Here is a 26732-nt window from a genome sequence, read left to right as displayed (position 1 = left end):
CATGCCCAAGCCCGCCGCGACTCTCCTCGAACCCGCCATGGCCGCTCGTCAGCTCGCCTCCGCGCTCGCCAGACCCGCCGATGCGCCGCCCACCCCGCGTGGCACGGCGATCGCTGCGTTCAGGCGTCATCTTGCGCGCATCCAGCAGAGCGTGCGCGATGCGTTCGAAGCACACGAGCTGGACGGCATTGGCGCCGCGCATCAGCTGGCGGCGCTGACCGACGGGCTGATCGCGGCCCTCCATGATTTCGCGCTCCAGGACGCCTTGGCGGACGAGGTCGCCGCCGCCAAACGCATGGCCGAAGCAGCACGCGGGGCCGATGCGGGCGGCATCGCGGACGGTTTCACCCTGGCGATCGTCGCGACCGGGGGCTACGGGCGCGGCACGCTGGCGCCGTTCAGCGACATCGATCTGCTGTTCCTGACCGACGAGGAACCCGAACCGGCGATCCTCTCCGCGGTCGAGTTCATGCTCTACTTTTTGTGGGATCTGGGGCTGAAGGTCGGTCATGCGACCCGGTCTGCGAGCCAATGCGTCGCCGAGGCGGCAGCGGACACCACGGTGCGGACGACGCTCCTGGATGCGCGGCGCATCGCCGGCGACGCCGCCCTGTTCGCCTCGTTCCAGGCCCGGTTCATTCTCGCCAGCGTGGAAAGCGGCGCCGGCAATTTCATCGCCGACAAGCAGCGCGAGCGCAGCCTGCGTCACCAGCGCTACGGCGAGAGCCCGTTCCTGGTTGAGCCGAACATCAAGGAAGGCCGGGGCGGTCTGCGCGACATGCAGACGCTTTACTGGCTATGTCGTTACACGCTCGGAACGCATACCTTCGCCGATCTGGCGCGTGCCGGCGCCGGGCGCCCGCCGCTCCTGACCGAGCAGGAGGCCAAGCGGGCCAGCCGGTCCTGGGATTTCCTGTGGACGGTGCGGTTCCATCTGCACTACGTCGCCGGCCGCGCGGAAGAACGGCTCACCTTCGACATGCAGCCGGTGGTCGGCGCGCGCATGGGCTACACCCAGCATGGCCGTCAGGTCGGCGTCGAGCGGTTCATGCGGCACTATTTCCTGACCGCGCGCGAGGTGATGCGCTTCACGCACATCCTGGAGCCGCAGGTGCTGCGTCAGGCGCTGGGCGTGCCGGCGACGGCGCCGGAAACCGACGAGGCGCTGCGTCGGGCCGGTTTCATGATCGCCGACGGCGCGATCATGGCCCAGCCGGACGTGTCGTTCGATCGCGACCCGATCATGATGCTGCGTCTGCTGGCGGCGGCGCGCGACCGCAAGCTGCCGATCCACCCGCTGGCGATGCATCTGCTGATCCGCTGGGAGCGCCGCGCCGCCGCGCTGCGCGACAACCCCGAGGCGATGGGTATTCTGCTGGAACTGCTCTGCGGCGAGCGCCCGACGCGCAAGCCGCGTCCGGACCGGTCCGGCGAGTTGCGTCGCGACGAGATCATCCGCGCCGATCCGCCGCGCTCGGGCGCACGATGGCTGCATGTGCTGAACGAGACCGGGCTGCTGGGGCGTCTGATCCCGCAATGGTCGCGCATCGTCGGCCAGATGCAGTTCGACACCTATCATGTGTTCACCGTGGACGAGCACACGATCGAAGCGGTGCGGATTCTGGGTGCGCTGGAAGCCGGGCTTCTGGCGGAGGAAACGCCGGTCGCCAACGATCTGGTGGAGGATCTGCAAAGCCGTCGGGCCCTCTACGTGGCGACGCTGCTGCACGACATCGCCAAGGGACGCGGCGGCGATCATTCCGAGCTGGGCTCGGAGATGGCGCTGGAGATCTGTCCGGCCCTGGGTTTGTCGGCCGAAGAAACCGAGACGGTGTCCTGGCTGGTGCTGCACCACCTGCTGCTGAGCCAGACCGCATTCCGTCGCGACATCGACGACCCGAAAACGATCCTCGATCTGGCCGACACCATCCAGTCGCCGGAGCGCCTGCGCCTGCTGCTGATCTTGACCGTCGTGGATATGCGCGCGGTCAGTTCAAAGGTGTGGAACGCCTGGAAGGCGACGCTGCTGCGCGAGCTCTACGCGCGCGTGGCGGAGGTCCTGGCCGGCGGTCTGGCCACCACCGAGCGCGATGTTCGCGTGGCGCGCGGCAAGGAAGCCGCGGCGATCCTGCTCGAGGAGGAAGGCTTCACGCCGGAGGAGACAGAGGATTTCCTGCGTCTCGGCTATGGCGGCTATTGGCTATCCTTCGATCCGGAAACGCATGCGCGCCATGCCCGCATGATCCGGGATAGCGTGCAGCGCGATGCGCCGTTGACGGTGGAAACACAGCCCCTGCCGGCCCGTGCGGTGACGGAGGTGACGATCTACACCGCCGATCATCCGGGCCTGTTCAGCCGGATCGCAGGAGCGCTCGCCGTGGCCGGCGCCTCCATCGTCGATGCGCGCATCCACACCATGACCAACGGCATGGCGCTCGACACGTTCTGGGTCCAGGACGCGTCGGAGGACACGTTCGACGCCCCGCATCGTCTGGCGCGCCTTTCCGTGCTGGTGGAACAGGCTTTGTCCGGCACCATCGATCTGGAAGAAGAGATCGCCCGCAGCTCGGTCAGTCTGGTCGGGCGTCGCATGCGGGCGATCCATGTGCCGCCGCGCGTGGTGATCGATAACCGTGCGTCGAACGCCTACACCGTGATCGAGGTGAACGGGCGCGACAGGCCCGGCCTGCTGCATGACGTCACCGCGGCGATGAGCCAGCAGGGCATGCAGATCGCGTCGGCGCATGTGACGACCTACGGCGTACGTGCGGTGGACGTGTTCTATGTGAAGGATCTGTTCGGGCTGAAGGTCGGCAGCGAACGCAAGCTGGAAGAGCTGCGCGCCTCGCTGGTGGCCGTGCTGACCCGGGCCGAGGATGCGATCGCGCGGGAAACCGTGGCACCGATCCGGAAGCGCGGCGCGAACTGATCCGCGCCCGGGCCGTCCGCTCTCAACCGGCCAGAAGGGCGGCGGCGCGTTCGATCACGACGGGCCATGCCTGTTCGGGCGGCAGGGGTTCGGGCTGATCCAGGACCCGCACGCTGGGATACCACAAACTCCGCCCCTGCTCGTCGCGGTTGGCGCCGCGCCAGCGCCAGTCCCCGCCGAAGCGGTTCAGCAGCAGGGTCGGGCGATCCAGGGCGCCGGCGAGATGAGCCACGGCAGTATCCACGGTGACGACCAGCGAACATGACGCGATCCAGGCGGCGGTGTCGGCAAGATCGCGCAGGACGGGACGCGCGAGTTCCATTCCGTCCGGCGGCGTTTCGTCCTGCCGGTCGGGCTGGAGCGCGACGAAGGACCGGCCCGTTGTCGCCAGCGGCGCCAGTTGCGCGAGATGGAGAGAGCGTCGGCGGTCGAAGCGATAGCCGGGGCTGCCGGACCAGCACAGACCGATCGCCCCGGACGACCCGGCGGGGTCGGCATCGAGATAGGCACCAGGGAAAAACGGTTCGGGCAGACCGAGCAGGAGCGGCAGGCTGAGCAGATCGGCCAACACCGCACCCTGCGGGGCCGGGTCCGCGCGGCCGATGATGCGGCAGGTGGGCGGCAGGGATCGCCGCGCCAGACGGTGCAACGAATCGGGCAGGCGCAGCACGACGGACGCCCGGCGCATCGCCTCCGTTACGTAGCGCAGGAACTGGATCATGTCGCCGAGGCCCTGCTCGGCCTCGATCAGCAGCGGCACCGATGGATCGAGCAGGGTGCCGTCCCAGGACGGCAGCGGGGAGGATGCGCGGCCGAGCACGGCGTGACGCGCCTCGAACCCGGCCCAGCCTTCGGTGAAGCGGCCGGTGCCGAGCAGAAGCGTCGCCCGGTTGAAGCGCGCGCGCTCGGCATCGAGCGTACCGGCATCGTTGTGTTCCACCTGCGAAAAGCAGCGTTCGGCCTCGTCGACTCTGTCGAGGTCCAACAGGGCGGTGCCGTGATTGACGCGGATGCCGGCGCGGTCGGGGGCCTGCCGCGCGGCATCGGCCAGTCTGCGCTCGGCCTCGGGCAGATGACCCAGAGCGAGCAGGACGAGGCCGAGATTGCTGCTGGTTTCCGCCGTGGGCGCCGCGAGGGTTTCGGCGCGACGCAGGGTGTCGAGGGCCTCGTCGAGCCTGCTGTTCTCCCAGAGACGCGCCCCGAGATTGGCGAGAGCCGCCGGGTCGTCCGGGAGCAGGGCCGCGACCTGCCGGAAGCAGCGTTCGGCCTCGTCGCTCCGTCCCGATGCGGTCTGAGCGACGGCGAGACCGTGCCAGGAGGCGACATCGGACGGGTTTTCGGCGACCGCGCGCGCGAAAGCCGCGACCGCATCGGGCCAGCGTCCGAGTGCGGAGGCGGCGCGGCCGGCGAGAGCCTGCGTGCCGGGAATCGCCTTCGGGTCGATGACGCGATCGAGCGCAGTCCGCGCCGAGGCGAGCGCTTCGTCCGGCCGGCCGAGCCGTTCCAGCACGGCCGCCAACGCGGCATGGGCGCGCGGATCGCCCGGGTCGAGCAAGGCCGCGGTGCGCATCGCCGCGCGGGCTTCCTCGACGTGTCCGCACCCGAGCAAGGCGTGACCGAGATTGAGGGTGAAGAGCGGCTGGTCCGGACGGGCGGCGGACGCGCGGCCGATCAGGGCGATCGCCTGCGCCGGCAGGCCGCGCTGGAGAGCCAGCACGCCCATGCCGTGCAGCGCGTCAGGCGAGGCCGGATCGATCGCCAGCGCTTCGCGATAAAGCCGTTCGGCGGCGATGGTGTCGTTCTGCTGATGGGCCGATGTGCCGCGATCGGCCAAGGTTCGCGCCGCGCGGAGCCGCTCCGTGTTCTCGGTCACCTGCACGCCTCCCCGCACCCGGCCATCCGCCCTTGTTCCCGCGACGCGACCGGTCTGCAATAGCGGGACGAACGAGGAGCCACGGCATGACCGCCTATACGAAGCTGGAACAGCGTTTCACCAGGCTGTCGCGCCTGGGCGACGCGCTCGGAATCCTGGGCTGGGACAAGGAAACCACCATGCCGCTCGGGGCCGCCGAAACGCGCGGCGAGGCGATCGCGACCCTGTCGGTGATGGCGCATACGCTGCTGACCGAGACGGAAACCGCGGAGCTGCTGGCGGCGGCGAACGCCGAGCAAGACGGGTTGGGGGCGTGGCAGCGCGCCAATTTGCGTGAGATGCGGCGCCAACATGCGCATGCCACGGCGGTGCCGGCGGATCTGGTGGAAGAGGCCGCGCGCGCCTCCACCGCATGCGAGGTGCGCTGGCGCCAGGCACGCAAGGAGAACGATTTCGCGGGCCTGCGTCCCGATCTGCAACGCGTCCTGGACACGCAGCGGGAGATCGGCCGGGCCAAGGGCGAGGCGCTCGGCCTCTCGCCCTACGATGCGCTGCTGGACCAGTTCGACCCGGGCACGACGCAGCGCTTCGTCGATCCGATCTTCGCCGAGCTTGGCGCTGCTCTGCCGGAACTGATCGGGCAAGCGCTGGAGAAGCAGGCCGCGCAACCTGAGCCGACGCCGATGGAGGGCCCCTTCCACATCGCGGCGCAGAAGGCGCTGGGCGAAAAGCTGATGCGCGCGGTCGGGTTCGATTTCGAGCGCGGCCGGCTGGACATCAGCGCCCACCCGTTCTGCGGCGGCGCCACCCAGGACGTACGGATCACCACGCGATACGACGAGGAGGATTTTTCCAGCGCGCTGATGGGGGTGCTGCACGAGACCGGCCATGCCCTCTACGAACAGGGGCGGCCGGCGGCGTTCCTGGCGCAGCCGGTCGGGCAGGCGCGGGGCATGAGCCTGCATGAAAGCCAGTCGCTGCTGATCGAGATGCAGGTCTGCCGCAGCGACGCGTTTCTGCGGTTCCTGTCGCCGCTGCTGTGCGACACGTTCGGCGATCAGCCGGCGTTCGAGCCGCACAACCTCGTGGCATTGATGCGTCGTGTCGAGCCTGGGCTGATCCGGGTCGACGCGGACGAAGTGACCTATCCGGCGCACATCATACTGCGCTACGGCCTGGAGAAGGCGATGGTCAACGGCGATCTGGCGCTCGCCGACCTGCCCGCTGCCTTCAACGATGGTCTAAAGCGGTCGATCGGCGTGGAGGTGCCTAACGACGCCTCAGGTTGCTTGCAGGACGTTCACTGGCCAGCCGGACTATTCGGGTATTTCCCGACCTACTCGCTCGGCGCGATGACGGCGGCGCAGTTGATGGACGCGGCGCGGAGAACACTGCCGACCCTGGATAGGTCGATCGAGACCGGAGAGTTCGGACCGCTAAGAGCGTGGTTGCGGGACACCGTCCACGACCGAGCCAGCTTTGGCGAAACGCCGCAGATCATCGCGGAAGCGACCGGCGGAGCGCTCGATCCGACGATCTACCTCGCGCATCTGCGGCGCCGCTACCTTCAGCGCTGATCAGTTCAGCGACGACAACGTCGTCGATACCGGCATCACGACACCGGATTCGGTGGCTGCGACAGTGCCGACGGCGAAGGTGAGAACGATGCCGGTGAGAAGAACGACCCGTGCCATGGAAGTTGCCCGTTGAAGGAGTGTGGACCTGCCTGCTGAATGCCGGTGGGGTGGAGAAGTTGTTTCACGTTTAGGTCAAGCACGAAGCTGCGATCAGGGACGGGACTGGGCGGTTTTCCCGAAACGAAAACAGCCAGGGAGACGAGAGCGCCGGTGCGGGCATTGCCGCCCGGCGTCCGGCCGCTCTTCGCGATGGAGGCCGAATTTCGTATGCTGGCCGGATGCGTTACGTTTCGACCCGCGGCCAGGCGCCGGCTCTCGATTTCAGCGGTGTTCTGCTGGCCGGACTGGCCGGAGACGGCGGCCTCTACATGCCGAAAAGCTGGCCGGTCTTCTCCCCCGACGAATGGCGCGCCATGCGCGGCCTGTCCTACCCGGAACTCGCGGCACGGGTGATGGCACCGTTCACGGCGGGTTCGATCGACCATGACACGCTGCTGGGCTTGTGCCGCGAGGCCTATGCCGGCTTCACCCATCCGGCCACCGTGCCGATGGTTCAGCTCGACCGCGATTTGTTCGCGATGGAGCTGTTCCATGGCCCGACGCTCGCCTTCAAGGACATGGCGATGCAGTTGCTGGGCCGGCTGTTCGACCATGTGCTGACGCAGCAGGACCGGCGCGTGACCATCGTCGGCGCGACCTCCGGCGATACCGGCTCGGCGGCGATCGAGGCCTGCCGCGACCGTGCGCGTCTGCAGGTGGTGATCCTGCATCCGCTCGGCCGCACCAGCGCGGTGCAGCGTCGGCAGATGACCACAGTGCTGTCGCCCAACATCGCCAATCTGGCGTTGGAGGGCACGTTCGACGATTGCCAGGACATGGTGAAGGCGATGTTCGCCGATACGACGTTCCGCGACGACATGCAGCTCAGTGCCGTCAACTCAATCAACTGGGCGCGCGTCGCGGCGCAGATTCCGTACTATGCCGCGGCGGCGCTGGCGTTGGGGGCACCGGATTGCGAGGTCTCGTTCGCGGTACCGACCGGCAATTTCGGCAACGTGTTCGCCGCCTGGGCGGCGCGCCGGATGGGATTGCCGGTGGCGCGTCTGGCCATCGGTTCCAACGGCAACGACATCCTGGCGCGGTTCCTGGCCAGCAACGACATGAGCATGCGCCCGGTGGCGCCGAGCCTGTCGCCGTCCATGGACATCCAGGTGAGCTCGAATTTCGAGCGTCTGCTGTTCGAGCTACTGGATCGCGATGCCGCGCGGTGCACCGAGATCATGACTGGCTTCCGCCAGACCGGGCGCATGGCGGTGCCGGATGCGAGCTGGCGCCGGGCGACCGAACTGTTCCATGGCGAGGCGCTGGACGACGCGGCGACGGAGGCGGAGATCCGCCGGCTGCATCGCGAGACGCAATATCTGGCCGATCCGCACTCGGCGATTGGCATCGCCGCGGCGCGCGCCTGCGCGGTGCCCGGCATTCCGACCGTGGCGATGGCCACCGCCCATCCGGCCAAGTTCCCGGACGCGATGCTGTCCGCCACCGGTCTGTCCCCGGCCTTGCCGCCGCATCTGGCCGATCTGTTCGACCGCGAGGAGCGCTTCCGGGTGGTGCCGAACCGCCTCGACGCGGTGGAGGACGCCGTGCGCGCCGCGGTGCTGAAGAACGCCGCCTGACCACCCATATACCGTTCGACACGGCCCGCCCGCTTCTGGTTCAGCAGGCCGCACACAGGAACAGCATGACCGATCCGATCGCCACCACACGCCTGCCCAATGGGCTCACCGTCGTTTCCGAGCGCATGGACAGGGTCGAGACGGTGTCGTTCGGCGCCTACGTCGCCAGCGGCACCCGCAACGAACGCGCTTCCGAGAACGGCGTCTCGCATTTCCTCGAACACATGGCGTTCAAGGGCACGGAGCGTCGCAGCGCCGTGCAGATCGCCGAAGAGATCGAGAATGTGGGCGGTCATATCAACGCCTACACCGCGCGTGAGCAGACCGCCTACTATGTGAAGCTGCTGAAGGAGGATCTGGCGCTCGGTGCCGACATCATCGGCGACATCCTGACCCACAGCACCTTCGTGCCGGAGGAGTTGGAGCGCGAGCGCGGCGTGATCCTGCAGGAGATCGGCCAAGCGAACGACACGCCGGACGACATCATCTTCGATCATTTCCAGGAAACCGCCTTTCCGGATCAGGCGATGGGCCGTCCGACGCTCGGCACCGAGGCGCTGATCCGCGACATGAAGCGGGACACGCTGACCGGCTACATGCGCCAGCACTACACCACCGGCAATGTGGTGATCGCGGCGGCCGGCAATCTGCGCCACGAGGATGTCGTGGAACTGGCCCGCGCGCATTTCGGCGATCTGCCGACAGAGCTGGTCGAGCAGGCCGATCCGGGCCGCTATCTCGGCGGCGAGTTCCGCGAGGAGAAGGACCTGGAGCAGGTCCATGTGGTGCTGGGTTTCCCGTCGGTCGGCTATCGCGATCCGGATTATTATCCGGTTCTGCTGCTGTCGACGCTTCTGGGCGGCGGCATGTCGTCGCGTCTGTTCCAAGAGATCCGGGAAAAGCGCGGGCTGGTCTATTCCATCTACGCGTTCAACTCGCCGTTCAACGATGGCGGTCTGTTCGGCATCTATGCCGGCACCGGTGAGGATGAAGCCAAGGAGCTGGTGCCGGTGACGCTGGAGGAGTTGCGCAAGGTGCAGCGCGCCTCCGGGCCGGATGCGGTGCGGCAGGCGGAGCTGGATCGTGCGCGGGCGCAGCTCAAGTCGAGCCTGCTGATGTCGCTGGAATCGACCGGCAGTCGTTGCGAGCAGCTGGCGCGGCAGCTGCAGATCTTCGGACGCATCATCCCGACGGCGGAAACGGTGGCGAAGATCGAGGCTGTGACGCTGGACGACATACGCCGGGCGGCGACGCGGATGTTCGCCGGCAGGCCGACGCTGACCGCGCTCGGACCCGTAACGCATATTCCGAGCCTGACGGACGTGGCGGAGCGGCTGGCTGCATGAGCGACCGTCTTTCGCTGATCGAGGAGCTGGTTTCGGCCGCGACCAGAGCAGGCGCGGACGCCGCCGAGGCCATCCTCGTCTCCGGCACCTCGCTGGGCGTGCAGGTACGCCAGGGCAGGAGCGAGGAGCTGGAGCGCTCCGAGCACAACGATGTCGGGCTGCGTGTTTTCGTGGGCCGGAAGAGCGCGATCGTCTCCACGACCAGCACCGATCCCTCCGGCTTCGGGCGGCTGATCGAACAAGCGCTCTCGATGGCCAAGGTGGTGCCGGAGGACCGGTTCGCCGGGCTGTGCGAGCGCAGCCTGTCTGGCCGTTTCACCGCCAACCCGCTCGATCTGGTCGACGGATCCGAGCCGGATGTGGCGGCGCTGACCGAGCGCGCGGGCATCGCCGAGGCGGCGGCTCTGGCGGTCGAGGGGGTCACCAACTCGCAGGGCGGTTCCGCCGGCTATAGCCGGAGCGAGATCATGCTGGCGCATTCGGGCGGGTTCGCCGGGCACTATGCCCGGACCAGCCATTCCGTATCGGCCACGGTGCTGGCCGGCAGCGGCACCGGCATGCAACGCGATTACGACTACGATTCCTGCGTGCACCTCGCCGATCTGGACGATCCGTCCGGGATCGGACGCAGTGCCGGCCAGCGCGCCGTCGCGCGTCTGAACCCGGTCAAGCCGCGCACGGGACGGATGCCGGTGGTGTTCGATCCGCGCGTGTCGAACAGCCTGCTGGGGCATCTGGCATCGGCCATCAACGGCGCGTCGATCGCCCGTGGCACCTCGTTCCTGAAGGAGCGGATGGGCACGCGCATCCTGCCGGCTGGAATCACCGTCACGGACGACCCGACCCGGGTGCGCGCCAGCCGTTCGAAACCGTTCGACGGAGAGGGCGTGGCGACCGCGCCTTTGGTGCTAGTCGAGAACGGCGCGCTGAAAAGCTGGGTGCTGGATGGGCGCAGTGGGCGCCAGCTCGGCTTGCCCAGCACGGGCCATGCGGCACGTGGTCCGTCCTCGCCGCCCTCCCCGTCCCTGACCAATCTGTTCCTGACCGGCGGTACCACCACGCCCGGAGAGCTGATCGCGGACATCGCCGAGGGTGTCTATCTCAACGAGATGATGGGCAATGCGGTGAACGGTCTCACCGGCGATTACAGCCGTGGTGTGGCCGGATACATGATTCGCAACGGCGCTCTGGCGGAACCGATCGCCGAGTTCACCATTGCCGGCAATCTGCTGGAGATGTTCGCCGAGCTGCAGGCGGCGAACGATCTGGCGTTCAAGCGTGGGATCGATGCGCCGACCATCCGCATCGACACGCTCACAATCGCAGGTGCCTGACATGTCGACACCCCTCCTCCGCCGTAGCCGCGCCGCCGCCGTGGCTCTGCTGCTGTCCGGTGCGCCGGTTATCCTGCCACCCGTATTCGGCGTCGTTGGCGTACTCGCGCCGGTCGCCGCGGATGCGCGTCCGGGACAGGGCGGCTCCATGGGCAGTCGGGGCAGCCGCACCTACAGCGCACCCCCGTCGACCAGCACGAGCCCCTACGGTGCCGCGCCGATGAATCGCAGTATGACGCCAAATCCCGGTCAGTATGGTGGCGGTGCCTATGCCGGAAGCGGCTACGCACCCGCGCGGCGTTCGCATCCCTTCGCGACCGGTCTGGCCGGCGGCCTTCTGGGCGTGGGGATCGGCAGTCTGTTGTTCGGCCACCATGGTGCCTATGCCGACGGCTACGGCCAGCACCGATCCGGCTTCGGCAACATCTTCTGGACCCTGATCCAGTTGGCGATCCTGTTCTTCATTGGTCGCTGGTTGTTCAGACGCTTCTTCCGCCGTGGTCAGGTGAACGCGTCGGCCCCTATGATGGGTGGCACAGCTGGCGGTGGTTTCGGTGGCAACACGGCCATCCAGATCACCAACGCTGACTATCAGAGCTTCGAGCGCGCTTTGCTGGATATCCAGCAGGCCTGGAGCATGCAGGACCTGCGCTCTCTGTCGCGCTTCGCCACGCCCGAAATGGTCAGCTACTTCTCCGAGCAGCTGTCAGACCTGTCGAGCCGCAATCTCCGCAATGCGGTCAGCGCCGTGCGTATGGAGCATGGCGACCTGTCGGAAGCCTGGGCCGAGAATGGCCGCGAATTCGCCACGGTGGCGATGCGCTATTCGATGATCGACGTCACGACCGACCTGACCGGCCGGGTGGTGGATGGCAGCCCGACCGAACGCCAGACCGTCACCGAACTCTGGACGTTCGTACGGGCGCGCGGCGGAAGCTGGCTACTGTCGGCGATCCAGCAGGCACGCTGATCAGAGCAGTTTGACCACCGTCATGGCGTAGAGCAGCGCCGCGAAACCGATGAGAACCAGCACCAGGGCGACGCTCCTGCTGGTTCTCGCACGGACCGGATCGACCGGTGCCACAGGCTTCTGTCTTGCCTTCACCATCAGATCAGCCGGTCCACGCAAACGGCGCCGAACAAAGCGGCCAGGTAGGCGAGCGAATAGCGAAACGCCTGCTTGGCGGGCTTGTCACCGGTCAGACTGGTTCCTGTCGCATCCTGCCTGTCGCGCAGAACACGAACCGCCAGCACCAGAAAACCCGCATCCAGGAGCGCCGCGGCGACCGTGTAGACTGGCCCGGTCAAGCCCATGACGGCTGGCGTCAGAGACACAGCGGTGAGCAGGATGGTGTAGAGCAGGATCTGCCAGCGCGTATGGCGGGCGCCCTTCACCACCGGCAGCATCGGCACGCCGGCCGCGCCATAATCCTTGCAGGCGTAGAGCGACAGCGACCAGAAATGCGGCGGTGTCCAGAAGAAGACGATCGCGAACAGCAGCACCGGCAACAGGCCGATCTGCCCGGTGGCAGCGGCCCAACCCACGATCGGCGGGAAGGCGCCGGCCGCTCCGCCGATGACGATGTTCTGCGGCGTCGAGCGCTTCAGCCACATGGTGTAGATCACGACATAGTAGAAGATGCAGAAGGCGAGCGTCACGGCAGCGACCCAGTTCGTCGCCAGTCCGATCAGACAGACCGAGAGCACGCTGAGCGCAATCCCATAAGCCAGCGCGTCGACCGGCGCGACGCGGCCGGCCGGAACCGGACGATTGGCGGTTCGACGCATCACCGCATCGATGTCGCGATCGAACCACATATTGATCGCACCCGCCCCGCCCGTGGCAATGGCGATGGAAAGGATCACGATCGCGCCGATCAGCGGATTGACCGGAGCCGGGGCGATGAACAGTCCGATGGCACCGGTGAATACCACGAGCGTCATCACGCGCGGCTTGAGCAGATCGAACCAGTCGCGGACCGTGCTGGTGCCGTGCGGCAGAGCAATCATGCTGGAGTGGCTCATGGAGTGTAACCTGCAGCGACGATATCGGATGTGGCTTGCCTCGCTTCCCAGGCGCGATGAACGGCGCTCAGGCTGACGAGCAAGAGACGAGCGGCGAACAAGCCGATCGAGACGGCAGCCATCGCAGCACCGACAGCCTTGAGAACGGGGGGTAGCGGGACCAGTACGGCAAAAGCACCTGCCAGCAGCAAGCCGAACTGAGCCTCCGCGAACATGATCGCGATGGGGCGCCGAGGAGGCTCGGTGTCGAGCCGATAAACACCCGCGAACAGACCGAATACGATGGCCAGCGACACGGCCTCATGCCGGGCCACGCCCAGCATGTCGAGCAGCAGGCCGAGCGGCAGTAGGACGGCCATCCCGGCGGCGAACAGCCCAGGCATCCGCCGCATACGAGGCATCAAGACGATCCCAGGCAGAGCGGGGATCCAGCCCAGGGCAAAGGGCGCAGCGATCATCAGGAGAACGACGTGAACGATGGAAGCCGGAACCACCGCGCCGTGTCCGCCGAGCACGAGGACGCCCCAGAGCATGAGGAGCGCCAACATGCCGCTGCTCAACAGGGCGAGCAGCAAGGCTTTAGGTCGAACCCCGAGACGCGGGCGAAGCAGATCGGTCGCCAGTCCGAGGAGGACACAAAAGATCGTGGCAAGAGCCGGCGAAATCATCGCATCGGCGGCCACGGTCGCCGTGCGCCCGGCGACGATCTGCATCGTGAATGAGGCAGCGGCGATCGGGGCGGCACAAACCGCGAGCGAGCCGGCAATCAGGGAAGCCCAGCCTCCGAACGCGACCGCGCCGTAAGACACGTCACGCTGGTTGAGGATGGTGGCGACGATGTTCGAGCCTGCCAGTACCATCGACATCGCCAGAAGATTGGCCGACAGAACGATCGCCGGGGCACCGATACCGGTTGATCCGGCAATGAGGGCGGCAAGGGAGAGCGCGTAAGAGCCGAAGCCCAGGCGTCCCAAAAGAGGAACGGCATTTTCGCGAGCGCCGACCGAGACCGGCGCAGACATCGCGGCAAGTCCTCCCAGCGCGCAGGGCAACGCGGCAAAGAAGACCAGGAGAGCGACGTGAGCCGACGCCGCCGCGTGCCACGCAGGCACAGCATCGTCCAAGCCGGGCCATTCCAGTATCAGCGAAAGAACCGCGCCGACGACCCCGACCAAGACGCCGATCGAGAGGAAAAGTGGTCCGGTCGCATTCGGGGCGGCCATACCACCGGCGTCAGGCCGATGCAGCATCAGGTGTGGTTCCCTCGCCCAGACGCGAAAACGAGGCCTCCCTTCAGGGCGCGTCGTTCGTCAGGGTCACAAGCGTAAATAGGCCGAATGGCGGCACGGGCTCGATGTCCGCGCGCCTTAAATCCACCTCCGGGAGCAGGGATTCAATAGCAAAATCGGGATGCCAGCCCAACGAATGGGAAGCACGTGCCATTCCGCGTTCGACGGCTAGCCTGACGCCCCCTGTGGCCAGAAAATGGTTGACGAACAGGATGCTGCCGCCGGGGCGCACGACGCGTTTGAGTTCCGATAGCAGGCGCCGCGGGTTCGGCACGACGGAGGCCACGAACATCGCGACGGCGATATCGAAGCTGTCGTCGGCGAAGATGGTTTCCTCGGCATCCATTTCAAGCAGATCGGCGACATGCGGCATGGCGTTGCGCTGTACCCGCAGCCGCGCCCGATCAAGCATCGCTCTCGACAGGTCGATGCCGGTGATTCGCTTCTCGGGCCGATAATGCGGAAGTGCGAGGCCGGTACCGACACCCACCTCGAGCACGGCCGTCCCGGGCAGGCGATTTACCGCAGAAACCGCGCGCTTGCGACCGAAAGCGGAAACGCCACCGAACACGGCGTCGTAGACGCCGGCCCAACGTTGATAGGCCGTACGAACGGCATCCGCGTCTAGGGCGGATTTGGGGAGCGGACCGTTCGACGGCATGCCGCTCGGCGCGAGTTCGCTGGACGACGTCATGCCGGTCGTCGTGTCTGGCCGGTCGAACCGACCAGCATGCGCATCTTGGACATCGTTCTCATCAGCATCGGGCTCGTGCCCTCTCTCTGCCCTTCCTCGCCGCCCTCAGCAAGGGTGACCACACGACAGCCCATCATTCAGTTGCCTGAGCCGGTGCTTTTCCCCTATCACGAACTGATCGAACTCATATGGGACCGCCCGATGCTCGTAGCGATCCTGATCGTTCTCTGCATTCTTCTCTGGAGCGGCATCGTTGTCGCATATTTCAGGAACGAGATTTATGCGTGGTATGACAACAAGTTCGGTCCAGATCTGACCAGACCGAAGAAAGCCGATACGGGAAAGAAGCCCTTCTGGCGATTCTACGGCTGACCCGATGTCGGTTCGGTAGGGTCGACCCCACCGAACCCTGAAACCCGCTATCGCCCGCGCGCCGCCAGGCGTTCCTCGATACGATCCCAGATCAGTGCCGCGCTATTGATCCCTTCGAACCGATCGATCTCCTGCAATCCGGTCGGCGAGGTCACGTTGATCTCCGTCAGCCAGTCGCCGATCACGTCGATCCCGACGAAAATCAGCCCACGTTCACGCAGCATCGGACCGATCCGCCGGCAGATCTCCTCCTCGCGCGGCGTCAGGGCGGACCGGACCGGCTTGCCACCCACATGCATGTTGGAACGGGCTTCACCTTCAGCCGGAACCCGGTTCACCGCACCGATCGGGTGCCCGTCGGCCAGGATGATCCGTTTGTCGCCCTGTCGGACCGCCTTCTCGTAACGCTGTACCATCAGTGGCTCACGAGACTGGGAGAAGAACATCTCAAGGAGGGAGGCGAGATTCTCATCGTCCGGGCGGATGCGGAACACCCCTGCCCCACCATTGCCGAAGAGCGGCTTGACGATGATGTCTTGGTGCTCGGCACGGAAATCGCGAATTGCCTGCACGTCCCAAGTGATCAAGGTCGGTGGCATCAAATCGGGGAAATGGGTGACCAGGAGCTTTTCAGGCGCGTCGCGTACGGAGCGGGGATCGTTCACCACCAGCGTGCCGCTTCCGTCCGGATCGTGCACATGCTCCAGCAGATGTGTGGCGGTGATATACGCCATATCGAACGGCGGATCCTGCCGCATCAGCACCACATCCATGGTCGAGACATCGACCATGCCTTCTTCGCCCAGCGTGGCATGCCCGCCGCTCACACGCTGCACATGCACCGGGCACATCCGAGCGGTCAGCCGGTCCGCCCGCGGAGCGCGATCGGATACGCGCCCCTCCCTCAAACTCAGACTGCGGACGTCGTAGACCGAGAGCTCGTGTCCACGCGCTTGTGCCTCCAGCATCAAAGCGAAAGTGCTATCACCGTTGATATCGATATGCTGGATCGGGTCCATCTGGACCGCGACTTTCAAGGTATGGGTCATCCGGTTATTCCGCCCCGTCGCCGGCTCGTGGCCCGATATGGGCTTTCAGCCATGCCGCCACGATCTGATGCCACTGCAGGGAGTTCGCGGGTTTCAGAACCCAGTGATTCTCGTCCGGGAACACGAGCAGGCGGCTCTCGATACCACGCCGTTGCAGAGCATCGAAGGCGCCAAGCCCTTGCTCAACCGGGATGCGATAATCGCGCTCGCCGTGAATGATCAGCTGGGGAACACGCCATGATGCGACGTGCGCAGCCGGGTTGAAGCGCTCATAGGCGGCAGGATCCTGCCATGCCGTATGGTTTGGACCGCCATGCTCCCACTCGGAGAACCAAAGCTCGTCCGTCGCGAACCCCATCATGCGGTCGTCGAACACGCCGTCATGGGTCACGAGGCACTTCCAGGGTGCCTGCCAGTTGCCGGCGATCCAGTTGACCATGAATCCGCCATAGGAGGCGCCCAGCGCGCAAGCACGGTTTCCATCGATGAAGGGATAATGTGACAGGACGTACGTCCATCCCTTCTGGAGATCCTCCAGCGGGCGATCTCCCCAATGTCCCGAGATCGAATCGGTAAAGGCCTGGCCGTAGCCGGTGGAACCGTGGAAATCGATCATCACGGCTGCATAACCGAGACCGGCATAAAATTGCGGGTTCCAGCGATACGACCAGTCGTTGCCGAACGAGCCCTGCGGACCGCCATGGATCAGCATCACCACCGGATAGGTCTTGCCGGTCCGATAGTCATACGGTTTCACGACGTAGCCATGAACCGTTTCGCCGTTCCAGCCCGCAAACGCGAAACGCTCGGCCGGTGAGAGCTTGACGGTTTCGAGCTGTTTTTTGCCCATATGGGTCACTTGCTGCGCAGGGCCGCCTGCTTGAGGCACCGTCCAGAGCTCTGCCGGGCTCTGCAGCGAATCACGTAGCAAGACGAGCTCATCTCCGGCGGGTTCCACAACCGTGACGTGGCCGTCCTGCGTGAGCGGCGTCACCGCGCCATCCGCCACGTCCATGGCGAACACCTTGGATTGACCATCCTCTTCCGCGGTCACGAACAAACGTTTCCCGTCTCGCGACCAGAGCAGGCTCTGCGCGGACCGATCCCAGCCAGGATCGATCTCGCGGCTCTGACCAGTCGCCAGATCGAGGAGACGAACACCGAAGCGATCGGCTTCGAACCCGGCCCGTTTCATCGCGCGATACGCCAGGACCCGGCCATCGGGCGAAGGCACCGGACCGGCATCCCAGGCCGAATTCGCACCAGTCAGATTCTGCGCGGCTCCGCGACCATCGATCGGAACACGATAGATATCGAAATTGGTGCTCCAGGGCTCGCTGCGACCTGCGAGGCGCACCGAGAAGAACACCGCCTTGTTGTCGGGGGAAATGGCGTAGTCGGCGTTATCGCCGAAAGGCTTCGAGGGGGTGTCGCCATCCATCCCCTGCATCAGATCGACCGGCTCGCCCTGTGCGACGCCGTTCGTATCGAGCGTCACACCAAAGAGGTGCGATCGCGTACCATCGTCCCACCGGTCCCAGTGACGGACGAACATCCGATCGTAAACCCGTCCGCTCATATGCGAAGCGACTGTCTCGCCATCTGCACCTGGTTTCGGCCCATCCCCCGGACGAACCGCCATCGACAGGACAAGATGCCGGCCATCGGCAGACAACCGAAAGCTGCCTACGTCGGACGGCATGTTGGAAATCTTGACCGGATCGCCGCCGGCGACCGGAAAGCGCCAAACTTGCGACGTTCCCGACCGGTCCGAAATCGCCAGGACGGACCGCCCGTCGATACTCCAGACGGGCTGCGATATCCCACCCACCGCGCCGGGAACATCGGTCGCAACGGCACCCGGTGTCAGACGCATCACCTCGAGACGGTGCTCCGTCTTGTTTTCCGCGAGCATCACCGTGCGCACGGAAAACACGACGCTCTTGCCGTCCGGGGAAACAGCCGGTTCGGACAGCCTGTCCAGAGAAACCAGATCGCCCATGGTGAATGGGCGCGCCAACGCCGGAGCGCCGAAGGCAACAACGATGCCGCCGACCGTCAGGGCGACACGAAAAGCACGATCAATCATGCCCCATCTTGTCACGGATAAACGATCGCCGTCACCTCCAGCAGACTGGTTCTGCCCGGCATACGCAGAACCACCTCGTCACCGATCCGCGCACCAAGCAGCGCTCGCGCGACAGGGGACGCCAGGCTGATTTCGCCCCGCTCCATATCTGCCTCGTCGACTCCGACGATCGTCACCGTCCGGCTCTCATCCTCCTCGTCGAGAAACGTCACCATGGCACCGAAAAACACCCGGTCGCGATGCGGCTGGGCGGCCGGATCAACCACCAGCGCCTTATCGATACGCTTCTCGAGAAAGCGGATCCGCCGATCGATCTCCCGCAAGCGCTTCTTGCCATAGAGATAATCCCCGTTCTCGGATCGGTCCCCGTTTCCAGCGGCCCAAGAAACGATCTCGACCACACCCGGGCGATCGACCCTCAGAAGCTGCCGAAGCTCTGCTTCCATACGGGCAAGACCGTTGCGCGTCACATACTGATTGATGCCGGATAACTGGCCTGGGGCGGGCACCTCATCATCGTCATCGTCCATACCCGTCACTTTCACCTCTAACCCGAGCCATCCGCCCCGAAGGCGCGGATGAGACCGTCATCACGGCCTCATCATGACCCATTAGCGTTTCCTAAAGACTTCCTCACTATCCTGCGCCACAGCAGGAGGATTGATGCGCCCTCATATCTTCATCGCCACGCCGTGCTTCGGCGGTCTGGTTACGCAGGGATACATGCAGTCTGTGGTCGGCCTGATGGCGGCCGCTCCGACGTTGGGGCTGGACCTGAGTCTTGCCATGCTCGGACAGGACGCACTCATTACCAGAGCGCGAAATACGCTCGTGGGTCAGTTCCTTCACCACGAAACGGCGACCCATTTGCTGTTCGTCGACAGTGATATCAGCTTCCGGCCCGAGGATGTGCTCCGACTGGTTCAAAGTGAGAAGCCCGTCGTGGCGGGGATGTATCCGCTCAAGAATTTCTATTGGGATCGCTCATTCCAGGAACGGCTCCAGGCAGGCGAGACGATCGAGACGGCCGGCCTGCACTATGTCGGGGCGCCAACGGATCCGCGGTGCCGGGACGGCAATCTGATTTCCGCCGACTTCGCCGGCACCGGCTTCATGCTTATCCAACGCCAAACGCTGGATCGTATGACCAGCGCCTATCCCGAGACGCAGTACAGTGTCGTCGATGCCTATCGCAACGGACCCGCAGGGCCGGTCACCAATCATGCGTTGTTCGACTGCCAGATCGACGTGGAGAGCGGCTGCTATCGGAGCGAGGATTTCGTCTTCTGCGCCCGTTGGCGGCAGCTCGGTGGCGAGATCTGGCTCGATGCTGGCATCCGACTGACGCACACCGGTCCATCCGATTTCACCGGAGCGCCGCTCTCTCGTTTCGGCGCCCCCACAACTGATGGGTGTTAGCCGAGCCACTCGATCACAACGAGGCCGTCAGCCCCACGTCCTCCGTTGCCGGTAGACCCCCCGCTCCCGCCGCCGCCAGGCCAAACGCCATCGTTTCCGATCGCCCGTCCGAAGGCCGCCTGCCCCCCCGACGCACCGAAACAAGCACCACCCGATCCACCGACAACGACACTGCCAATTGAGAAACCCGGTGCACCGGAGGTGACACCGACGGCGCCGACGATATTTGCATTTGTGGCGGAGGATGTCCCTGCACCACCACCACTCCCAGGAGACGAACTGCTTCCGTTCGCTCCGGTTTGACCCATACTGACGGTGGCAAGACTGGCGAATTGGGATGCACCGGTGCCGGACGTACTCGACGCGACCTGTACGGCATAAGTGATTCCCGGCTGCACATTGAGAAGCACTTCAACATAGCCGCCCCCTCCTCCACCGCCGCCGGCATTCCCGCCGCCTGCAGCGCCGCCACCACCGCCCGCACCCCAGAGCTTGGCAAGAACACGGCTCACGCCCGTTGGGCAGGTCCAGCTGTAGTTGCCGGCAGTTCCCCAAGCCGCTCGGTTTCGCTGACAGGCGGCAGCGACGAACTGGGTTGTTGCAAGCGCGTTAGATGAATCACCGGGTGTCGTGGTGGGAGCGGTCGGAACGCCCTGGAATGCGGGCGACATCAACGGTGCCGCGCCAGGCAGCTTCACCCCGAGGAATGGCGCGCCGGCAGCGACGCCGATCATCGACGATGTGACAACCGTCGATCCGGCCGGCACATTCACCGTGTAAAGCGCGACTGCACCATTCGGTACCGCGTTTGCGGCGGTCAACTGCAAGCCGACGCGCTGCTGCACCACGCTCGCCTGAAGCTGCCCGTTACCCTGAGGCCCGATCAACGTCTGTGCGGGATTCGCCGCGTTGTAGTACAGAGTCGCGGCGCTGCCGCTCTGCTGCTCCGACATCTGTGCTGACACGACGAACTGCCCGCTGCCCGGAACGCCGAGTACCGTCGCCGTCGTGTTGATCCCGATTTTGACCAGTGGATCGCCATCCACAGGCAGCGAGCCGAACGGCTGGGAGTCCACGATTCCCGGGCTGGTCAGACTTCCGGGACCGACCGACACCGAAAGCGCCCCGGTCGGCGAACAGGCGAGACCGTCCGCGAAGGATTGTCCATCACCCAGCACGAACTTCGCGAGATAACCGAGCGCCACCATGGTGGACCGGCTCTGCAGAAGATGATCGGTATCGAGCGGTATCGCACCGGCATACACGATTTGTCGGTCCAAGCGCACGCTCCATTAGTTTTGGTTTTATGTCTACGACGATCTTTTCAAGAACCAGTCAGCTACTGCCGAAGCTGAATATTCAGCCAGGCAATACTGCCAGCCGGAACAGTCTGCCCGATCACCTCTTGAATATCGTCACGCAGCAAGATGGTTGGGTTATTGACGCTGATATCACCGACGACCCGATCCTTGTCGCGCACACCGATCTGTCCCGCAGATGGGATGAAACTGGTCGCCACGGTGCCCGGTTCAAGCTGCCAGCACTGGGTGAGGATCTTGTTGCTGGTTGTCCCCGAGCTCGTGCCAACCAACCAGGTCGTAACCGTCCGCATCACGCCGGCGACGCCCGCAAGCGTCGTCACCAACTGCTGCCACTGATCGACCCGGGTCAGATCGGCCGATACGTGCCCGGTTCCAGACGCGTCGCCGCACTGAAGATGAAATTCCGTCAGCGTGTGACCCGACGGCAGCCATATCCAAACGGAAGCGGTAACCGACTGGTCCCCGATAAACGTTTTGACCGAAGGGCCGGGAAAGGATCCCGCCGTGGACACGGTCATCTCGAGAACAGGATTTCCCGCCCACAGAGCGATGCCGGGATTGGTCTCGACCGACCAGCTCGTGATCGCGCCGGCGGACGGCACGGACCAACCCGAGAACCCAACACTGTCCTTCAAAAGATTATATCCCGCAGGCTCGACCATGAACGACGTCCATGTGCCGTTTGCGTAGACCGGCCTTGCCGCATGTCTGGGCGCGATACGCAATTGCCCCGTAATGTCGAGATAGCTACCGACGCTCTCACGCCGGATCACCCCTGCATTCGCATCGAGGCTTACGAGATATTGGAAAGGCATATTCGAACCGTAGCCGAAACCAGCCACTCCATAACCGCCGGCATCGGCACTTCGCCGCAGCTCGAAGACCCGCACATTCAGACCGGTTAGACTAAACAGTGCCTCCAGCAGCGCACTTCGTGTTGCTCTCGGCAGCAGCAGGCTGGATGACAGACGGGCCCTGAATGCATCGTCAGCTTCATAAGCACGCCGGGCAATCGTCTGCCCGAAGAAGTCGACGGCCAGCAAGTCGAGGAAGTCACCGGAGGCCGTGGCCAACCTAGTCTGCGACCGCACCGCGTCGAGTAGCTGGAAACAGAAGGCCCATGCTGAGCCCATGCCTGAAAGAACGGCATCCAGCACAGGCGTCGCGCTCACGCTGCCCAGCGCGGTGGTGGGGAACCACGCGAAGGGCAGCACCGCCCGCATTCTGCCGACCATGTCCCCTATGCTGCCGACGGTCACGGACGCTCCCGTAGAGGCGTCCCCGCTCAAAACAACGACACCGACAAGTTGATGGACTGGCAGCGCACGACCGTACCGCTTCGCCCCCCAAGATCGGCCGTGGCGCCATTCATCGTCAAGCCCGTTACGTTGCCGACTGACGAGGAGGATGCATACAGAACCGCGATCGCCCTGGAGAAAGGCAGCATCTGCCCGACCGACAGCGAATTGATGAAGGTCTGCAGCGCGGTCGTTGCCGTTGCGATAGTCGCGGCCTGATCGGCTCCACCGACCACAGTCAAAGTCGCAGCAACCGTGACATCGATCACGGATGGCGCCGTCACCGTCACCGTCGTTCCAACAGGGCGAACCGGGTCGATCGCCGCCGAAACAGCGGCAAGAACGGACGCAGGAGGAGAACCACTTCCGTCATCAGCAACGACGTTGATATTGCCGGGAGCCACAGCGCCGCTCGCGGTCAGGTTTTCCTGGATCGACACGCTGATACTCGGGCCGACAGACTGCGCAGCGTACAAAATCGCCTGCTCGGTCGCCTGAGCGCGGGTGTTGATGTAGTTCACAAATCGCGCGCGCAGGCCCGCATCCGTTTCCGCCGCGGCACCGCCGGCGAATGCCAACGCGTTCGACACGGTATCGATGCCGGAGATGGCGGTCCCCAATATATTGACCGCTCCGGCTTGAACATTTCCTGCCACCCCGGGCAACAACGCCCGCACGGTGACATCGATCGATGCCTGGCCGATCGCGCGCACGTAAGGTCCGTTCACGACAGTAAAGGTCTGGGATCCATCAGACAGCCGGACCGTCATGCCGTTGGTGATCACCGCCGCCTGCGCGGACGGATTGAATGACGACATCGTCACGACGCCCTGTGAGGCAGCGGCCGGAAGGCGGACCATCCCGAAATCGCCCACCCAACTATCCGCATCAGGTCCAACGCTCGACGACAGACGAGTCATCGAGAGAACCTGGAGGATCAGATATTGCAACCACAGCGCGACAGAAGCGGACGCCTCCAGGAGAGCGCGCAGCACCGAACCGACCGTGACGTCCAGAACAGTGGCGGACGCCCCCTGTACCGATGCCGACATGTTGCTCACGAGGCTTGAAAAGTTCTGCAAAGATAACTGCATCTACTTAGGCCCCTGTTGTCAGGTTCAGGGTCTCCACCAGCCCCGTATCGGTATCGGAATAGGAGATAGCCGCGCTGATATCGCCCAACGCGCCGAGCTGCACGCGCACGCTCGGCTCCGGCGTCGTCGCAACAGCCGGCTCAAGCATCATCTGTGTCTTGATGATCGCAGCCACCTGCTGCGTCGATGCGACCTGCCCAACCAACGAAGGCAGACCGGCGCCGTAGGCCGGCTGCCAGATGTACGATCCGGTGCTTGTCAGAAGCCGCCGGAGAACACGCTGCTGTGTCGCCGCACTACCCTCCACAATCGACAGACTGCCACCACTTCCGATCGAAAGATCACCGCCGACAAGATGCGAGAGATCAGCCATTGGCACCCTCCGGTGGAGTGGTGAACGTCTTGCCTCCCTGGACTCCACCATGCCGGTGCGACTGAAGGCTGATCCCCGCCCCGACCACGTCTCCGGTCGCCTGGATGGCCCCATCGACCTCAAGGTTTCCCTTCAGGCACAACCTGCCTCCCGTGAAATGCAGGCAGGTTCCATCATTCCCGAACAGGGCGAGTTCGCCCGGCTGCACATGAGTCTGAGTGAACGGACTCTGCGGCGGCATCGCCGTCGCGTCGAAGAGCCGGCCAACTACCACAGGATGCTCCGCATCGCCTTCGACCGGGACGACCAGCACCTGCGTACCGATCTCGGACGGGCAGACCATCTTCAGGCCACCGGCGGCCACCGCCCCATCCGGTATCCATCCCGTCTCCAGCCCCTCGGGCTGAATCGTCACCCTCACAGCGTGTGCGGACGGATCGACACTGGTAACTACACCATGCCGCGCCTGCCCGAGTGCCGCCGACTGAATGGCCGCATGCAAGCGGACGGTCTGCAGCCAGTCTGCCATTGTTTATGATCCATCCTGCAGAGTTGTCGCCGTCAGGTTCTGACTGAACCCGCGTTCCGCTGAGATATGTCTGACGATGCGATCAATGACATACACGGTGTCCCAGCCTGTGCCGGTTCCGCTCAGATTGATCGAGCGCCGGGGCGTCAGCGAAAGTTCGCCCGGCATGGTGGCATGGAACATTCTTCGCCGGGCACGGAGCTGGAGATAGGTCGACTGCGCCAGCGCCTGTGCATCATCAGGCAACAGGTTCGGCTTCAAGACCGTATAAATGCGCGCGCCGTCGCCTGCCGCGGTCGGATAGGATTGCGCGATGGTCTGCTTCTGCCGGCTGTTCCAGCTCGCGACGCGAACCTGGATCGCTCCCGAGACACCGAGTGTTCTGTCCAACGAGATCGAACTCATCGTGTTGCAGGTGATGGCACTCCCCATACCATCCTGCTGCAGAAACACAGCGAACGGAGACTCATCCTGGATTGGTTGCTTGAAATGCAGCGTCGTTCCATCAACCCAAAGTTCGTAGTTCTGGATCTGCGCCAGTTCGCACAACAAGTCCCAGCCATTCGCATGGCGGGAATAGGCACCGAAGACCGTCTTGCTGTGCTGGATCTGGTAATATTGCCCGACCAGCCCGGCAGTCTGGTCGACATCCGCCGTCAAACCGCATTGGGCGGCCAGGTCGCTCGCCACCTCGGATGCCGTCCTGTTGAGGTAACCGTCCTCCAAAGGTAAATCGATCAGCTTAGCCGCGTTATCGCGCCCCTCGATTACAACAACGCCGTACAACGGTTCAGCCGTGATCCTGTCCACAGGTCCGGAGATCATCTCGAACCAGGATTGCGGCTGATTGTATCCAGGATCGGCAAAACCCATTTCGATCCGGACGTCGATTCCGTCCGCATCGAGCCAACCGGGAGACAGCGACGTCGAAGCTGCGTTCACGCTCACTTCAACCCGATAAGTTCCAGCGACAGAGCCGCGGCCCGAGGTAATTTCCGCGGAGACGCAACCCGAAACGATCGCTCCGTTAATCGTCAATCGGAGGCGCGGGCGGCGAACACATCCCGCATCGTTCACTGGCTCGGCACTCCACCACCGAGCGTATTGTCGACGTTCGGCAACAGAAGACTGGTGACGCCATAGACCATCGGATCGCTTAAACGGTTGATCGCTGCGATTCGATACCACTGTGTCGCGTCACCGAGTTCGGCGGCTGCAACTGCGAAGAGATTGGTTCCGCTTACCTGTATCGTCCGCACCGTATCTCCTCAGGAATGTATGCCGACCATGGCCGGTAGCGCGTTGGATGCCGCCACACCCACGCTCGCCCGATTGATATACCCACCAGCTCCGACCAGGCCGGCCAACGCCCCAGCCTGCTGAGCCACCGCAGCGAGTTGTGTTCCGCTAGCAACGCTCAATGACGATGCCCCTGTTGCCAGATTCCCGATCGACACGTTCGCAATCGCCGTCTGGACAGCGGCGGTGGACGACAATAGCGCCTGCGCCTGGAGCGTAGAGTCAGCCGTACCGGACACTCCACCGACCGTCGATAAAACACCTGAAAGAAGCGACGAGGTCCCACCCGAAAGTCCCCCGGTCAGACCGCCATATGCTGCGATCGAAGCCCGTGTATTGGTGAGAAACTGAACAGCCGTCGCACAATCCGATATGGCCCCCTGCCACGCCGAGATGGACAGAGGATCGGTGATGTCCTGAGTCTTTTCCGCGCGAATGCTATAAGAGATCACCGCACCGCGTGATTGATAGCTATAGCTAAAGTCGACGACGATGATCTGGAAAAGATAGTCACCAAACGACAAAGTGCAGATTTCTCCGCTTGTCCGAAGCGCATCCACCATCCTGACCCGGCTTGCAGCTGCCGGCCCGATGAAGACGCCTTGCCACACGATCGCGTTGTCGTCCGGCCCCATCGCGTCGATGATGCGAGCGCCACCCGGCAGCTTATGGATCGCCGCCAGCTGACGACCGCCGATCGTGACCCGCGAGGGTGCCTCGGCACCGAACAGAACCATTGATCCCAGGACAACCGGTGCTGGCTGATTCGCCAGAGTCGCCGCAACGCTGCCGACTACATTGGATGCAAGGCTCATTGAGGAATCCGCATTCCGGTGTACACGGTGGTGCTCCGTATGTTGGGGCGCGATTGTGTGGAGAGCGGCAGCGAAGCGTCGCGCGAAAGAGCGTGAGCGCTCGCCTGTCCAACGCGCCGCCCTTCCATCGTCACGTTACCGGAGAATTGGAGCTGCGTTCCGGAGGCGCTCGAATACGGAGGACGGGCGTCGGACTCGGCATATCCACCATGCCCGATCGACTGCGTCCCTTGATACATCGCCTTCGCTCCAACCGGTGGCGCGATC

Annotated in this window: 23 protein-coding genes; 8 read left to right on the top strand and 15 right to left on the bottom strand. The window is 64.6% G+C overall.

The window, feature by feature from the left end:
- Window position 1: 1 nt before the first annotated feature.
- Window positions 2-2929, top strand: coding sequence for a [protein-PII] uridylyltransferase (locus tag ACZ5BM_RS15840; RefSeq protein WP_498909091.1), 2928 nt, complete (start codon window positions 2-4; stop codon window positions 2927-2929).
- A 22-nt stretch (window positions 2930-2951) separates the two neighbouring features.
- Here the strand turns inward: ACZ5BM_RS15840 and ACZ5BM_RS15835 are convergent, their stop codons facing one another.
- Window positions 2952-4802, bottom strand: a complete 1851-nt coding sequence (locus tag ACZ5BM_RS15835; protein ID WP_498909090.1) for a tetratricopeptide repeat protein — start codon at window positions 4800-4802, stop codon at window positions 2952-2954.
- Between the two features lie 86 nt (window positions 4803-4888).
- Here ACZ5BM_RS15835 and ACZ5BM_RS15830 point away from each other — a divergent pair, with 86 nt between their 5' ends.
- The 5 genes from ACZ5BM_RS15830 to ACZ5BM_RS15810 all read left to right on the top strand — a co-directional run bounded on the left by ACZ5BM_RS15830 (window position 4889) and on the right by ACZ5BM_RS15810 (window position 11768).
- Window positions 4889-6379, top strand: a complete 1491-nt coding sequence (locus tag ACZ5BM_RS15830; RefSeq protein WP_498909088.1) for a carboxypeptidase M32 — start codon at window positions 4889-4891, stop codon at window positions 6377-6379.
- A 338-nt stretch (window positions 6380-6717) separates the two neighbouring features.
- On the top strand, window positions 6718-8118 hold the full coding sequence (thrC, locus tag ACZ5BM_RS15825) for a threonine synthase (protein WP_498909087.1): 1401 nt from the start codon (window positions 6718-6720) through the stop codon (window positions 8116-8118).
- Window positions 8119-8183: 65 nt separating this feature from the next.
- Window positions 8184-9464: a M16 family metallopeptidase gene (locus ACZ5BM_RS15820; RefSeq protein ID WP_498909086.1), complete on the top strand. Its 1281-nt coding sequence runs from the start codon at window positions 8184-8186 to the stop codon at window positions 9462-9464.
- Window positions 9461-10798, top strand: a complete 1338-nt coding sequence (locus tag ACZ5BM_RS15815) for a TldD/PmbA family protein (protein ID WP_498909085.1) — start codon at window positions 9461-9463, stop codon at window positions 10796-10798. Before ACZ5BM_RS15820 ends, ACZ5BM_RS15815 begins: the two co-directional genes overlap by 4 nt.
- A gap of 1 nt (window position 10799) precedes the next feature.
- Entirely contained in the window at window positions 10800-11768 is a 969-nt protein-coding gene (locus tag ACZ5BM_RS15810; RefSeq protein ID WP_498909084.1) for a Tim44 domain-containing protein, read from the top strand.
- On the opposite strand, the gene ACZ5BM_RS15805 is transcribed toward ACZ5BM_RS15810, so the two are convergent.
- Genes ACZ5BM_RS15805 through ACZ5BM_RS15790 form a run of 4 tightly spaced genes read right to left on the bottom strand, consistent with a single transcriptional unit; the run spans window position 11769 to window position 14806 of the window.
- Window positions 11769-11906 carry a cytochrome c oxidase system small membrane protein gene (locus tag ACZ5BM_RS15805; RefSeq protein WP_498909083.1) on the bottom strand — a complete coding sequence of 46 codons (138 nt, stop codon included), beginning with the start codon at window positions 11904-11906 and terminating at the stop codon, window positions 11769-11771.
- Window positions 11906-12823, bottom strand: coding sequence for a protoheme IX farnesyltransferase (gene cyoE, locus ACZ5BM_RS15800; RefSeq protein ID WP_498909082.1), 918 nt, complete (start codon window positions 12821-12823; stop codon window positions 11906-11908). Before cyoE ends, ACZ5BM_RS15805 begins: the two co-directional genes overlap by 1 nt.
- Window positions 12820-14073 carry a hypothetical protein gene (locus ACZ5BM_RS15795; protein ID WP_498909081.1) on the bottom strand — a complete coding sequence of 418 codons (1254 nt, stop codon included), beginning with the start codon at window positions 14071-14073 and terminating at the stop codon, window positions 12820-12822. The genes cyoE and ACZ5BM_RS15795 overlap by 4 nt, the downstream gene beginning before the upstream one ends.
- A gap of 43 nt (window positions 14074-14116) precedes the next feature.
- Window positions 14117-14806 carry a class I SAM-dependent methyltransferase gene (locus tag ACZ5BM_RS15790; protein WP_498909080.1) on the bottom strand — a complete coding sequence of 230 codons (690 nt, stop codon included), beginning with the start codon at window positions 14804-14806 and terminating at the stop codon, window positions 14117-14119.
- A 45-nt stretch (window positions 14807-14851) separates the two neighbouring features.
- Here ACZ5BM_RS15790 and ACZ5BM_RS15785 point away from each other — a divergent pair, with 45 nt between their 5' ends.
- Complete coding sequence (locus ACZ5BM_RS15785; protein WP_498909079.1) at window positions 14852-15178, top strand: hypothetical protein; 327 nt, start codon at window positions 14852-14854, stop codon at window positions 15176-15178.
- Between the two features lie 47 nt (window positions 15179-15225).
- On the opposite strand, the gene gshB is transcribed toward ACZ5BM_RS15785, so the two are convergent.
- From gshB to greB, 3 genes are read right to left on the bottom strand one after another with little or no spacing between them, the layout of a single operon-like run.
- Entirely contained in the window at window positions 15226-16227 is a 1002-nt protein-coding gene (gshB, locus tag ACZ5BM_RS15780) for a glutathione synthase (protein ID WP_498909078.1), read from the bottom strand.
- Window positions 16228-16231: 4 nt separating this feature from the next.
- Window positions 16232-18316 carry a prolyl oligopeptidase family serine peptidase gene (locus ACZ5BM_RS15775; RefSeq protein ID WP_498909077.1) on the bottom strand — a complete coding sequence of 695 codons (2085 nt, stop codon included), beginning with the start codon at window positions 18314-18316 and terminating at the stop codon, window positions 16232-16234.
- An 11-nt stretch (window positions 18317-18327) separates the two neighbouring features.
- On the bottom strand, window positions 18328-18846 hold the full coding sequence (gene greB / locus ACZ5BM_RS15770) for a transcription elongation factor GreB (protein ID WP_498909076.1): 519 nt from the start codon (window positions 18844-18846) through the stop codon (window positions 18328-18330).
- 133 nt (window positions 18847-18979) lie between these two features.
- Between greB and ACZ5BM_RS15765 the strand changes: the two genes are divergently transcribed.
- On the top strand, window positions 18980-19735 hold the full coding sequence (locus ACZ5BM_RS15765) for a hypothetical protein (RefSeq protein WP_498909075.1): 756 nt from the start codon (window positions 18980-18982) through the stop codon (window positions 19733-19735).
- Here the strand turns inward: ACZ5BM_RS15765 and ACZ5BM_RS15760 are convergent.
- The 7 genes from ACZ5BM_RS15760 to ACZ5BM_RS15730 all read right to left on the bottom strand — a co-directional run bounded on the left by ACZ5BM_RS15760 (window position 19732) and on the right by ACZ5BM_RS15730 (window position 26465).
- The gene (locus ACZ5BM_RS15760; RefSeq protein ID WP_498909074.1) at window positions 19732-21015 is read right to left on the bottom strand and encodes a glycine-rich domain-containing protein; all 1284 of its coding nucleotides are present in this window, start codon (window positions 21013-21015) and stop codon (window positions 19732-19734) included. The two genes, ACZ5BM_RS15765 and ACZ5BM_RS15760, sit on opposite strands and share 4 nt — an antisense overlap.
- 59 nt (window positions 21016-21074) lie before the next feature.
- Complete coding sequence (locus ACZ5BM_RS15755; protein WP_498909073.1) at window positions 21075-22316, bottom strand: UCP028438 family phage-derived protein; 1242 nt, start codon at window positions 22314-22316, stop codon at window positions 21075-21077.
- A gap of 26 nt (window positions 22317-22342) precedes the next feature.
- Window positions 22343-23449 (bottom strand): baseplate J/gp47 family protein, encoded by a 1107-nt coding sequence (locus tag ACZ5BM_RS15750; RefSeq protein WP_498909072.1) that lies wholly within the window; start codon window positions 23447-23449, stop codon window positions 22343-22345.
- Between the two features lie 4 nt (window positions 23450-23453).
- Complete coding sequence (locus ACZ5BM_RS15745) at window positions 23454-23822, bottom strand: hypothetical protein (protein WP_498909071.1); 369 nt, start codon at window positions 23820-23822, stop codon at window positions 23454-23456.
- The gene (locus tag ACZ5BM_RS15740; RefSeq protein ID WP_498909070.1) at window positions 23815-24351 is read right to left on the bottom strand and encodes a phage baseplate assembly protein V; all 537 of its coding nucleotides are present in this window, start codon (window positions 24349-24351) and stop codon (window positions 23815-23817) included. Before ACZ5BM_RS15740 ends, ACZ5BM_RS15745 begins: the two co-directional genes overlap by 8 nt.
- A gap of 3 nt (window positions 24352-24354) precedes the next feature.
- The gene (locus tag ACZ5BM_RS15735; RefSeq protein WP_498909068.1) at window positions 24355-25293 is read right to left on the bottom strand and encodes a hypothetical protein; all 939 of its coding nucleotides are present in this window, start codon (window positions 25291-25293) and stop codon (window positions 24355-24357) included.
- A gap of 326 nt (window positions 25294-25619) precedes the next feature.
- Window positions 25620-26465 (bottom strand): hypothetical protein, encoded by an 846-nt coding sequence (locus ACZ5BM_RS15730; RefSeq protein ID WP_498909067.1) that lies wholly within the window; start codon window positions 26463-26465, stop codon window positions 25620-25622.
- Between the last annotated feature and the right edge of the window lie 267 nt (window positions 26466-26732).

This window comes from Lichenicola sp. GTC18331 (assembly GCF_055386855.1).
Note: the sequence above shows the minus strand (reverse complement) of the source record. Positions and strands in the feature narration are given on the sequence as shown.

Excerpts from the sequence above, each read along its gene's own strand:
- ACZ5BM_RS15840 (WP_498909091.1), top strand. The coding sequence starts at position 2 with ATGCCCAAGCCCGCCGCGACTCTCCTCGAACCCGCCATGGCCGCTCGT.
- ACZ5BM_RS15830 (WP_498909088.1), top strand. The coding sequence starts at position 4,889 with ATGACCGCCTATACGAAGCTGGAACAGCGTTTCACCAGGCTGTCGCGC.
- thrC (WP_498909087.1), top strand. The coding sequence starts at position 6,718 with ATGCGTTACGTTTCGACCCGCGGCCAGGCGCCGGCTCTCGATTTCAGC.
- ACZ5BM_RS15820 (WP_498909086.1), top strand. The coding sequence starts at position 8,184 with ATGACCGATCCGATCGCCACCACACGCCTGCCCAATGGGCTCACCGTC.
- ACZ5BM_RS15815 (WP_498909085.1), top strand. The coding sequence starts at position 9,461 with ATGAGCGACCGTCTTTCGCTGATCGAGGAGCTGGTTTCGGCCGCGACC.
- ACZ5BM_RS15810 (WP_498909084.1), top strand. The coding sequence starts at position 10,800 with ATGTCGACACCCCTCCTCCGCCGTAGCCGCGCCGCCGCCGTGGCTCTG.
- ACZ5BM_RS15805 (WP_498909083.1), bottom strand. The coding sequence starts at position 11,906 with ATGGTGAAGGCAAGACAGAAGCCTGTGGCACCGGTCGATCCGGTCCGT.
- cyoE (WP_498909082.1), bottom strand. The coding sequence starts at position 12,823 with ATGAGCCACTCCAGCATGATTGCTCTGCCGCACGGCACCAGCACGGTC.
- ACZ5BM_RS15795 (WP_498909081.1), bottom strand. The coding sequence starts at position 14,073 with ATGCTGCATCGGCCTGACGCCGGTGGTATGGCCGCCCCGAATGCGACC.
- ACZ5BM_RS15790 (WP_498909080.1), bottom strand. The coding sequence starts at position 14,806 with ATGACGTCGTCCAGCGAACTCGCGCCGAGCGGCATGCCGTCGAACGGT.
- gshB (WP_498909078.1), bottom strand. The coding sequence starts at position 16,227 with ATGACCCATACCTTGAAAGTCGCGGTCCAGATGGACCCGATCCAGCAT.
- ACZ5BM_RS15775 (WP_498909077.1), bottom strand. The coding sequence starts at position 18,316 with ATGATTGATCGTGCTTTTCGTGTCGCCCTGACGGTCGGCGGCATCGTT.
- greB (WP_498909076.1), bottom strand. The coding sequence starts at position 18,846 with ATGGACGATGACGATGATGAGGTGCCCGCCCCAGGCCAGTTATCCGGC.
- ACZ5BM_RS15765 (WP_498909075.1), top strand. The coding sequence starts at position 18,980 with ATGCGCCCTCATATCTTCATCGCCACGCCGTGCTTCGGCGGTCTGGTT.
- ACZ5BM_RS15750 (WP_498909072.1), bottom strand. The coding sequence starts at position 23,449 with ATGCAGTTATCTTTGCAGAACTTTTCAAGCCTCGTGAGCAACATGTCG.
- ACZ5BM_RS15745 (WP_498909071.1), bottom strand. The coding sequence starts at position 23,822 with ATGGCTGATCTCTCGCATCTTGTCGGCGGTGATCTTTCGATCGGAAGT.
- ACZ5BM_RS15740 (WP_498909070.1), bottom strand. The coding sequence starts at position 24,351 with ATGGCAGACTGGCTGCAGACCGTCCGCTTGCATGCGGCCATTCAGTCG.
- ACZ5BM_RS15730 (WP_498909067.1), bottom strand. The coding sequence starts at position 26,465 with ATGAGCCTTGCATCCAATGTAGTCGGCAGCGTTGCGGCGACTCTGGCG.